This is a genomic window from Lactobacillus sp. UMNPBX15, assembly GCF_002553785.1.
GTDB lineage: Bacteria > Bacillota > Bacilli > Lactobacillales > Lactobacillaceae > Lactobacillus > Lactobacillus crispatus.
Genome location: NZ_PCYV01000048.1, coordinates 1 through 11,053 on the forward strand (window position 1 = coordinate 1; position 11,053 = coordinate 11,053).

Sequence of the window (11,053 nt, forward strand, 5' to 3'; positions counted from 1 at the left end):
AGGAAAATAAATCAGATAAATATTTAAGAAATTAAGGTTAGACTAATGGTTCACAACCTACCGCAAAAATATTGACACTTACATTTTTTACGAAATCTTGACAATTCACTTTTTTCCTAGTTAAATATAAAGAAAATAATAGTGATGACCTTTAAAGTTAGTCCCGTGAGGCTAAGAAGGAAGTCTGCAGTAGTCAGTATTATTTTTGTACTGGCAAAAACAGAAAGACCATCTTGAGCCCAGCGCTCTTGGTGGTCTTTTTCTTATTGGTCATCCAGAAAGGAAAATATATGGCAAAAGAAATAATCGATGCTTTAGGCATGAAACGTGCCTTGATGCGGATGACCTATGAAATTGTCGAACGCAATAAAGGTACTGAAAACCTTGTATTAGTCGGAATTAAAACTCGCGGCTGGTACTTGGCTGAGCGAATCGCCAAAAATTTGAAAAACTTGGAAGATGTTGAAGTCCCTGTAGGGGCAATTGACATTTCTCAATACCGCGATGATTTACCAGAGGCTGAGAAGGAAAAGATGATCCACAGCCAACAACTTGACTTCGATATCACCGATAAAAACGTTATCTTAGTTGACGACGTTCTTTTCACAGGTCGGACAATTAGAGCTGCACTTGATGCATTAATGGATCAAGGCCGTCCAGCTAAGATTAATTTAGCTGTCCTAGTTGACCGCGGTCATCGTGAATTGCCAGTTCGTCCTGACTTTATTGGAAAGAATATCCCAACGGCAATGAACGAGAAGGTCAAAGTTGCAATGACTGAAGTCGATGATAAAGATAGTATCGAAATCGTTAAATAGGAGTTTTTTGAATGAATAAAAAAGAAAAGTACAGAAATCCGGAGGCCGTTTTAGACGTCTATGAAAAGCCGGAATTCGGCCAAGGCGTACTGCTATCCTTACAGCATATGTTTGCTATGTTTGGTTCTACCGTTTTAGTGCCAATTTTAATTGGAATTAACCCAAGCATCGCTCTACTTTCATCAGGAATCGGTACCTTGGTCCACATGCTCTTGACCCACTTCAAGATTCCAGCATACCTCGGATCAAGTTTTGCCTTCGTTGCTACAATGCAAGCCTTAATGAAGGCTGATGGCTACCCCGCAGTTGCCCAGGGTGCGATCGCTTCTGGTTTAGTTTACGTAGTTGTTGCGATCATCATTAGCAAAATTGGTTCAGGCTGGGTTAACAAAGTTTTACCACCAATCGTAGTTGGACCAATCATCATCGTTATTGGTTTGTCACTAGCAACTACTGCCGCTAATGACGCTATGATGAATAATTCTAAGTATGATTTGACTTACTTCGGTGTAGCTATCTTCACTTTGGTCATGACTTTAGTTTTCCAAATGTGCTTCAAAGGCTTCACCAGTTTGGTTTCAATTATGCTAGGAATTATCTGTGGCTATATCTTATCCTGCTGCCTCGGAATTGTTGATTTCTCTGGCGTGGAAAAAGCAGCTTGGTTCACATTGCCAGCACTTGATGTGCCTGGAATCAGTTACCACTTCAAATGGTATCCTGCCGCTATTTTAGCCATGGCACCAATTGCCTTCGTTACGATGACAGAGCACATGGGCCACATTATGGTATTGAATTCATTAACTAAGCGTGACTTCTTCAAGAATCCTGGCTTACACAGAACGATGATGGGTGATGGTCTTTCAACGATTATCGCTGGTTTCATTGGTGGTCCTCCTACCACTTCATACGGTGAAAATATCGGTGTGTTAGCTATGACTAAAGTTTACTCAGTTTGGGTATTAGCCGGTGCTGCTGTTTCAGCAATTATCTTCAGCTTTGTCGGTAAACTTGCCGCATTGATCGAATCAATTCCAATGCCAGTTATCGGTGGGATTTCCTTCTTACTTTTCGGAACAATTGCATCTAATGGTTTAAAGATCTTAGTTGATGATCAAATTGATTTTGGTGAAAAGCGCAATATGTTGATTGCTTCTGTCATCTTGGTTATCGGGATTGGTGGAGCTTACTTACAACTGGGCAATTTCCAACTTACCTCAGTTGCCCTTTCCACCATCATCGGAATGCTTTTAAACTGGATTTTGCCTAAGAAAGCAGCTAGTGAAAAAGCTCAAGAAGAAAAGATTAAGCAAGAAAAACAAGAAGGTAAAATTTACCAATAGATAGAATAAGCCATTCAAAAACCCGTTAGTTATCGCAATGATAGCTAGCGGGTTTATTTTTTACTCTCACTTTGCGCACACAATGTTGTAAGTTGCGCGAAAGTTGGCGAAAGTTAGTGTAAGTTACGAGAGCAATAGTATATAATTTATTTACACAAATAAATTTAAGTCATGAGGTGATATTAAATGGACTTTTTAAACTTCAAAGCAATTACACAAACTGGTAATTTTAAAACACCATCTGAAAATGAAAACATCGAATACAAAGAAGCTAGTTGGAAATTACCTAAATCATTTTGGGAAACTGTTAGCTCTTTTGCTAATACTTCAGGTGGAATAATAGTATTAGGCATAGCAGAAGATAAGAGTAAACATGAATTTAGTATAACTGGTGTAGACAATGTTGAAGACATTGAAACACAAATTTTCAATGATAATAACAATATTTCATGCCTTAATCGACCTGTAATCCAAAATAATGATGTTCAGATTTCTTTTTTTCAAAATAAAACTATTATTCAAGTAATAATTCATCCAGAACCCTTTAATACTCGTCCAATAACTGCATTCGGTAAAGCATATATTAGAACTGGTGACGGAGATCAAGTAGCTACTAAAGAGCAACTTAAATATTTTACAGTTGAAAGTCAAAGCGAGATTAATACTCACTTACTCCCTTCGACCTATACAATAGAAGATCTAGATGCAGAAAGTATCAAAGAATATCGCAAAATAATTGAAGAAAAAGGTATTATTAATACTAATTCTCAACTTAGTGATCAAGATTTTTTATATTCAATTGGTGTTTTCAGAAAAGACCGATTAAGTAATTCAAATGAATATCATCTTACAGATGGTGGTCTCCTTTTCTTTGGAAAATATATTTCGATAACAGATCGTTTCCCACGCTTTCAATTAGATTACCAGCAATATAATAGTGATAATTCCACTAACTGGAATGATAGAGCTTCTGCAGGTGATATGAATTACCCTACTTTAAATATCTTTTCTTTTTATAATTTAGTTTTAGCTAAAATAGAAACAAATATACCTGATCCATTTATTCAAGGTAACGACCTTAGTAGAACGTCCTACCATAACGATTTAATCATTGCAGCTAAAGAAGCTCTAGTTAATTGTTTAATGCACTCATATTATGATGGTATGGTAGGTGTCAAAATTGTAGATAGACCTAGTTACTTTGAATTTACAAACCCTGGTACTATGCGCGTAAGTAAAGAATCGTTTTTACGTGGACAATATTCCTCCATTAGAAATACTGAAATCGCTAGTTTATTCAGACGAATTGGTGTCTCTGAAACTGCAGCTAGCGGTGGTCCAAGAATTCTTAATACTGTGTTGCAAAATAATTTAAATGATCCTGAAATTAACATTGATTATGAAATCAATACTACTCGCATTCGTATTTTTAAGACTTTTGCAATTGATAATCAGGAAAAATTAACTGAACCAGAGAAATTTATTATGTCTTTTGCTAGCAGAAATCCTAATTTTTCAATAAATGATATTGTTAAAGATCCGCAGAATCATTTTGGTAAACAAACCACGATTAGAAAATATGTAAATTCATTAGTAGAGAAGCATTTACTATCCAATGAGAAAATTGGCAAAAAATATATCTACAATTTACAGAAAAACAATGATTATCTAAATCGCGTTAAGCACCTTAAACATCTTGAAGATAATTTACTCAAATAGATCATTCAAAAAGCTCAACCTACAAAATTCATGCAGATTGAGCTTTTTCATCTTATTTATCTTCAAATATTCTAGGCTTATCGTCATCAAGTGAAACATGCGGAATTTCGGTGTTATTTGTCTCAACTTGATCCTTCTCAGACAATTCTGCCTTCATTAACTCACTTTTGGCTTTACTAGAAGTATTGCCTAAAAGTAAAGTTTTCTCCTGTGGCGTATTCACCATTGCCTGTTTTTCTTTGAATTTTTTATAAACAATCGCCGCTACTGCACCAATAGCTCCAGCAACACCGATAATTGTGCCGATTAATCTCATCTTTTTCATAGGGATCACCTCGTATTTTGAAATCACTTTCTTGTTCTTAATTATATCTAATTACGAGGCTGGACACATTTTTAATGCCTACTACCGAAAACTTTCCGCAATTTCCGGATCCATCTCATCTTCTAAAACACTGTAGCCTTGATCCAAAGTCTTGATTAATGCCATATCCTCATTATCTAGTTCAAAGTCAAACACATCAAAGTTTTCCATTAATCTGTTTTTATGAATTGACTTAGGAATCACCACATAATTTCTTTGTAAAAACCATCTCAACATTACCTGAGCAGTAGTCTTATGATGCTTTTCTGCAATCTTTTGCAAGACAGGATTAGTGAAAATGTGGTTGGCTCCTTCCGCAAATGGTGCCCAGGCTTCAGGTTGCACGCCCTCTTTTTCCATATATTGCTGTGATTTCCATTCTTGATTCCAGACATTAGTCTCAATCTGGTTCACAGCCGGCTTTACATCATTAAAAGTAATCAAATCAGCTAAGCGTTCATTCCAAAAACTACTTACACCAATTGCCCTAATGCGTCCTTCCTTGTATAGCCGCTCTAGAGCCCGCCAAGTACCATAGTAGTCGTTATATGGCTTATGAATCAGATACAAATCAATATAATCTAACTTCAGCTTTTTCATTGAATCGTCAAAGGCTTGCAAAGTCTGATCATAGCCATACTTATCGACCCAGATTTTAGAAGTGACGAAAATATCCTCTCGTGGGATGCTGCTATGCACAAGTGCATCTCCAACCGCCTGTTCATTTCCATAAATTTGGGCAGTATCCACAAGTCGATAACCAACTTCTAAGCCATTTTCCACAACTTGCTGCGTTTGAGCCAAGTCATCAATTTGATAAACACCAAAGCCCAAGCGTGGCATTTTGACACCATTATTTAAAATTACATAGTCTTTCATATTTCTTCTCGTTTTCTAGTTAATTATTGCATTTTCATTTTATTTTAACATACATCATACAGTTTAGATTATATCCTATTCAAAAAACTTAGTTAGCAATCTTATGAGAATCACTAACTAAGCTTCTTTCAATTTTTATTATCATGTTTACGAAAATAATCTACTGCCATCTTGCTTACATATAGTCTAGCTTCAATAGGGGCGTGCGTATCAAAAGCAAAAATAGTACACATCTCGGTCTTAGTTTTGAAGTATTCAAAACAAGACAAAAATTCATTCCAGTTTACACACATGCTAAACTTTTTTTCTAATAAATAAATTGCAATAAAATCAGGTAGAAATTCTCTATAAACTTGTTTTAAATTCAAAAATATTTTTTTCTTATCAGTCCTTAGATTTATTTGACTATACTTTTTTCCTAAATAATAAAAGATATCTTGTATCATCTTTATTTTATAGATTTGAGGTGAATTTTGATCTAAAACAGCATGTCCTAATTCGTGAAACAGAAAGAAGTTAAATATCTCATGGTCTAATATGTTATTACTACTTTTTAATAACATAAATTTATACGGTAAAATTATCTTATTCTTGCTTACCACATAAAATGGTGTTACTGCCTCAGTATCAAAATCAATTTCGATTTTAACTTTAAAATTAAAATTAATTTCAAGAAATTCTTTTAGCCATTTTACTGCTTTTTTATTACACAAATTTTCCATTTCTTGAAGTTCACAATACGTATACTTCACATTTAAATTTTCAATTTGATTATGGATTAGTTTTACAAATAATGATATATGGTGTTCTTTGTTGTTTACTAAAACATCATTTGCATAAAAAAGTGCCCAATCATTCATCAACTTAATCCATTCTTAGTTAATTTTCGGATTTCAATACCATACTGCTTAACTAACTCGGCATCGATATTGTGTGCAACCTCTACAGTCATGATTGGTAAAGTGTAAATCAGCTTTCTGATCGCATGCGAATTTTCTTTATCTAAGCTTGAAGTAATCTCATCAAGCAAAAATAATCGTTTATGTCTCAATAATCCTCGAGCAATTGTTAGTCGTTGAGCCTGTCCACCTGACAAATTGCTCCCTTCACTCTCAATTTTAAATTGTAGTGGTTTATCTCCTAATTCATCCCAAAGATGGACCTTTTTCAAAACTTCTTCCATTTCTTCATCAGAAAAATTTTCATACAATGAAAGATTATCAGCCACGTTTCCAGCAAATAACCATGACTTTTGAGAAACCAAAATCGAATCCCCAAGAGAGATTGACCGGTTGCCAAATTCTACTTTACCTTTGGTTGGCTTTAGTTGACCTGAAATAATATTCAGTAAAGTTGACTTACCTACTCCTGAATCACCATTGATAATGACTTTATCACTGTTCTTCAATTGTAAGTTTACATTTTGAAAAATTTCTTTATCACCACGATCAAAAGCCACATCTTTTAGAGTTAAGCTATTTTCGCCAACTTCTGAAGCCTGAACGCTATTCTTATCTTCTTCAATTCCAATATCTCTAATACTCTTAGTACTACTAATTTGCGTTTGGTAACCAACGATTTCACGTACTCCACCCAAAACATGGTCAGCAGTTAAGGTTAATGTCACAATCGTCCCGATCTCAACACCACCAAAGTGGTTGACAACCATCAATAATCCAATACCCATTGGTATTATATTTGCTAGAACTGCACAAACCCATGCACAAAATTGAACTGTAAACTGAACTTTGTTTAATTGAAAATAATTTTCTTCCTCAGTATTTAACGAATTGGAGAATTTTTTGAAGAAGAGATTCTTAACATCAAATTTTCTAATCTCATTTTTCCCTTCAAAAATGTCTTTCATGATTGTGACTAAAGATGAATTAGATTGACTCCAATTGTCTGTTTTTTGATTCATCTGTTTTTTACCAAGCTGGTTAGGAATCATACTTAATGCTGAAAGCAATACATATATCATACCTAATAACAGATTGGTCTCTAATACTACAAATGTTGTAGAAATGACCGTCATAATGGCTTGAATCAAATAAAACAAAGGCTGGAAATAATGTCCTTGAATTTGATTGGAAATGTTCGTCACATTATTAATTACATCAGAAGAATTTGAATCAGCTTGATTTTCTTGATAAAAGCTAGAAGCAAAAAAAGCAAATTTTAATTTTTGATTTAAAATTTGAATTGCCTTTTGATTCGTTAGCAAAAATAAATACGCCGAAACATAGGTAATCAAATAGGCTGCTAAAACCAATAAAACAAAAGTCCCAACACCAGCGAAATTATTAAAAGCAATGTTAGTCATTTGTCCCATAACATACCCATTGATCACTCCCTCAAATGAACTAGTGATTGATAAAACTATAATCGCAATTGTAAACCTAACGGGCAAAACTGATAGAACCCATCTTAAATTAATTTGTATTTTCTTTTCATTCATCAGGTAGCCACCTCCAATTAAATATCCATAAATTTATCATAAAAACAAAAAAATAATTTAATCGTGGTCAAAAAACCACAACTAAATTATCCATTTCCTAGCTATTTCATATCCAACATCAATTAATTCTCGCTTTATTTGCTCAGCTCGCTCTTTATCCCCTCGTATCGCAGCTAAACTTAATTTGACTACACCTTTATATACGAGGAAAGAGGAATCATCAATCTCCATAATATAGTTTTCAATTTCTAGCATAGAATCATTTAAAGGAATTTTTCTTTCATAGCAAGCTCTCAAATAATTGACACTAGCAATTGCAAATCTTTTTTGATCCGAAATTGACACGTCATTTCTTTTAATAATTTTTGAAATATAAATGTGCATTAAGTAATTCAACTGCTCGTTGGTAAACACTGGCATTGTATTTGCAAACAGCTTAATCGCCTCAATATTATTGCTCAAATCATCATTCTTATCTAATTGATCAAATATTGCTTTTTTAGTTTGTTCGCTCAAATTTTCAACGTTATTTTTTAAATACGCAATTGCGACTATAGCTCTTAGCTTAAGAACAGGCTTTCCTTTAAGCTCTTGAATTTTCCTACATACTTCTTCTGCTTTCTTAAGATCGCGCTGGTTAAAAGCCACTCGCATCTGCTGATCTAAGTATTTCTCACGTACAGTAAATGCAGGCGCATAAGAATCCTCTAATTTGGAGAAAAATTCATTGATATCTATGTTATGCAAAAACAATAGTCTGACTAGTGCATCAGATCCGATATTTCGCATCCCTTTTTCCACCTTATTATATGAAGAGGGATCAATAATATCTCCTACCATTTTTCTAATTGATAATCCTCGCTTAATTCTTTCTTCTTTCAGAGCTTCTCCTATTGTCATCATATGTGCCTCCCTTCTTTGTTAAGTTCAAGAATACCGCAATAATCAAAAAAAGCCTAGCCAGCAATCTGATCTGCTAACTAGGCTTCTTTTATTTTTCAACTTTTGCTTGATAAAATCCAAAGCTCATCTGCTTCAACATTCTAGTAAAACTATCAATGTCTAGCTTTTTACCGGTAGTCAAAGCTTCAAATTCACCATCAGGATCAACCAATTTGCGGTCAGTCCTGTGAAATCCATTTCTTTCATAGAATTTCAGGCGACTAACACGCTGCTTATAATTTTTCGCCTTCTTGGTAACTGGCTCAATATCAATGACAATTTGCTTATCAGGGAATCGATCCTCTAACATCATCAAGATCTTGGAACCATAACCTTGTCCTCGCAATTTTTCATTAATGGCTAAATAGGTCAAATAGACTGTATTATCATTCTCAGCATAATAAGTAATGCCGCAAAACTGACCATCATTATAAATTGCGTGAAACTTAACATTTCGGTGTAATGACATTGCTAAAAGAGAAAACATGGAGAATCTTTCCCAAGCTGGAAAAGCCTTCATATATAACTTCTTAGCGTCACGATATGCTTTTGTGCCCCATCGGGCGGGTTTAGAGTCTAAAATAGTATCCTTCTTTTCTAATTAAAAATTGATTGTTAATAACTCTGAATAACACTATTATACACAAAAAATTTGATAGTTTCTTAAAATTATTTTATATCCGTTCAAGCTAATCTAATTCAAATTAGTTTAATTTCTACCTCAACTTTAACCTGTAATTCAAATTAATTTTAATCTCTTAAGACTTTTGAGATAAGTTTTAAGTTAACTTGAATTTGCTGAAAATTTTACTGCTAGATTTAAATAAAAAGAAAGCTTGTCATCTAACAAACTTTCTTTTTTCATATAATAATCGTTAACTACATCAACTTATATTTCTTCATCAATTCTTCAATATAAGTGCCTAGAAGTTTTATACTGAAATCTTGTTCTCTCTCAACTTTGATATAAATTTGGCTTCCGCGCCAAATTTAAGGATATGCAAAGAAAGACGCAATTATCACATTTTTAATTAAATATGAGTTAATTGATAATGAGCTGCAATTTGAGAAACTTTGCATTTATCAACTATTTCTGATTCACTCATGTTTTTTATTCTTTCATATGGCATCAATAATTCACCGGCAAAACATTCTGCTTGCCATTCTGGATTTTTATATATTGGAATTTCTCCATTTCTTCTATATAGAGTCAGTGAAGAAGGTTGATGTAATATAAGGTGTAGCAACTCATGTGCTATTGTCATTCTATCACGTCCAACATTTCTAATCGCTCCCATGTACACCGATTCTTTAATAAGAATTTTATCCTTAACGATATCAGTTTGTGCCTGAACATCACATTCTAATTCATCATTGTCTACAATTTCAAATGAAAAATTAGGATCTAATTCTGATATTTTTTCTAGTACACGCGTAATATCAATATAAAGTTGACAAGGATTTATCCCTAATAATAATCGTACATCTCTAGCTAATGCTCTTAAATCTTTACGAGATTCTGGTTTAGCTTCAAATATTGAATCATAACTAATTATGTCTCTCACCTTCTTTCAAAATCTTCTGAATTTGAGCTATTTGTTTATCTGTCAAATCATCAAATTTTCTTGCAAACATCAATGTAGCTTCCTGCTTTTCAGGTGAAAATTTAGATATATCCAAGCTTTCTTCACTTATGCTCAATGCATCTTTTAGCTCTTGTTCTTGCTCTCTATCCAAGTTATATCTATCAACAATATTATTAATTAATGATGCGGAAGCCTTCTTATGGCCATTTTCAACACCAGATAAAAAAGCCGAGCTTACCCCGACGTTTTCCGCCATATCATAAAGTCGTTCATCTCGATCTACCCTAAGTTTTCTCAAAAATTTTCCCAGTGCTGTATAAGTCATAGTTTACTTTCTCTTTTCTAATATTTACTTTCTAAAATCTTTATTATAAATAATCTCATTCACTGAAAGAAGATCATATCTTTTAACATTTAAATAAATTATACTATTACTTTCTTTTGTATCATAATCTGGCAAATAAAACAGATCACCAACGGAGTTAAAAACCTTTCTAAATTTTACACCACCTACTTTCTCTTGACCTATAACTTTAAATTTTGTCCCAGAAACAGAATCACTCAAGTCGCCTAAAATACTAATTCTACAACTATACCTATTGCCTGTTTTTAAAAAATTGAACTTATCATCTCCTAAAATATCTGAATCATCAAACACAGTATAACTTTGATTCGTTTTTTGACTCTCAAGAACAAGATCTCGAGTAACTTCATAATTAATGATTTTTGTTAATTCATACATAGTATTTTATGCCTTTCCAATCGGATAAAAACTGACGATAGAGACTGTAAAATAGTTTGTGTAAGGATGAATGATTCCTTAAACTTATTTCTTTAAACATTAGAAAAAGGAGTTCCTTTCTCGTATGATTGGTTTGAACAAAAAAACACATACAGAAAGAAGAACTCCTTCATGAATGATTTTACCAAAGATTTTGCTCAAG

Annotated in this window: 12 protein-coding genes; 3 read left to right on the plus strand and 9 right to left on the minus strand. The window is 33.5% G+C overall.

What is annotated here, in order from left to right:
• Positions 1 to 290: 290 nt before the first annotated feature.
• From pyrR to CP366_RS09795, 3 genes are all read left to right on the plus strand, one after another.
• A complete protein-coding gene (pyrR, locus tag CP366_RS09785; protein WP_065990500.1) occupies positions 291 to 818 on the plus strand; it encodes a bifunctional pyr operon transcriptional regulator/uracil phosphoribosyltransferase PyrR in 528 nt (175 codons plus the stop codon).
• Between the two features lie 11 nt (positions 819 to 829).
• Positions 830 to 2,161: a solute carrier family 23 protein gene (locus tag CP366_RS09790; protein ID WP_005720845.1), complete on the plus strand. Its 1,332-nt coding sequence runs from the start codon at positions 830 to 832 to the stop codon at positions 2,159 to 2,161.
• Positions 2,162 to 2,347: 186 nt separating this feature from the next.
• The gene (locus CP366_RS09795) at positions 2,348 to 3,880 is read left to right on the plus strand and encodes an RNA-binding domain-containing protein (RefSeq protein WP_089148050.1); all 1,533 of its coding nucleotides are present in this window, start codon (positions 2,348 to 2,350) and stop codon (positions 3,878 to 3,880) included.
• Between the two features lie 52 nt (positions 3,881 to 3,932).
• Here the strand turns inward: CP366_RS09795 and CP366_RS09800 are convergent, their stop codons facing one another.
• The 9 genes from CP366_RS09800 to CP366_RS09840 form a co-directional block, all read right to left on the minus strand.
• Positions 3,933 to 4,205 carry a hypothetical protein gene (locus tag CP366_RS09800; protein WP_005728568.1) on the minus strand — a complete coding sequence of 91 codons (273 nt, stop codon included), beginning with the start codon at positions 4,203 to 4,205 and terminating at the stop codon, positions 3,933 to 3,935.
• 81 nt (positions 4,206 to 4,286) lie between these two features.
• Positions 4,287 to 5,123 (minus strand): aldo/keto reductase, encoded by an 837-nt coding sequence (locus CP366_RS09805; protein ID WP_089148051.1) that lies wholly within the window; start codon positions 5,121 to 5,123, stop codon positions 4,287 to 4,289.
• 128 nt (positions 5,124 to 5,251) lie between these two features.
• Entirely contained in the window at positions 5,252 to 5,983 is a 732-nt protein-coding gene (locus CP366_RS09810) for a hypothetical protein (protein WP_057726171.1), read from the minus strand.
• Positions 5,983 to 7,581 carry an ABC transporter ATP-binding protein gene (locus tag CP366_RS09815; protein ID WP_089148052.1) on the minus strand — a complete coding sequence of 533 codons (1,599 nt, stop codon included), beginning with the start codon at positions 7,579 to 7,581 and terminating at the stop codon, positions 5,983 to 5,985. Before CP366_RS09815 ends, CP366_RS09810 begins: the two co-directional genes overlap by 1 nt.
• An 81-nt stretch (positions 7,582 to 7,662) precedes the next feature.
• Positions 7,663 to 8,484 carry a helix-turn-helix domain-containing protein gene (locus CP366_RS09820; protein WP_089148053.1) on the minus strand — a complete coding sequence of 274 codons (822 nt, stop codon included), beginning with the start codon at positions 8,482 to 8,484 and terminating at the stop codon, positions 7,663 to 7,665.
• A gap of 88 nt (positions 8,485 to 8,572) precedes the next feature.
• On the minus strand, positions 8,573 to 9,043 hold the full coding sequence (locus CP366_RS09825) for a GNAT family N-acetyltransferase (protein ID WP_005720850.1): 471 nt from the start codon (positions 9,041 to 9,043) through the stop codon (positions 8,573 to 8,575).
• Between the two features lie 511 nt (positions 9,044 to 9,554).
• Positions 9,555 to 10,088: an ImmA/IrrE family metallo-endopeptidase gene (locus tag CP366_RS09830; protein ID WP_089145937.1), complete on the minus strand. Its 534-nt coding sequence runs from the start codon at positions 10,086 to 10,088 to the stop codon at positions 9,555 to 9,557.
• Positions 10,072 to 10,434: a helix-turn-helix domain-containing protein gene (locus tag CP366_RS09835; protein WP_005721163.1), complete on the minus strand. Its 363-nt coding sequence runs from the start codon at positions 10,432 to 10,434 to the stop codon at positions 10,072 to 10,074. The genes CP366_RS09830 and CP366_RS09835 overlap by 17 nt, the downstream gene beginning before the upstream one ends.
• A gap of 24 nt (positions 10,435 to 10,458) precedes the next feature.
• Entirely contained in the window at positions 10,459 to 10,851 is a 393-nt protein-coding gene (locus tag CP366_RS09840; protein WP_023488642.1) for a hypothetical protein, read from the minus strand.
• Positions 10,852 to 11,053: the final 202 nt, after the last annotated feature.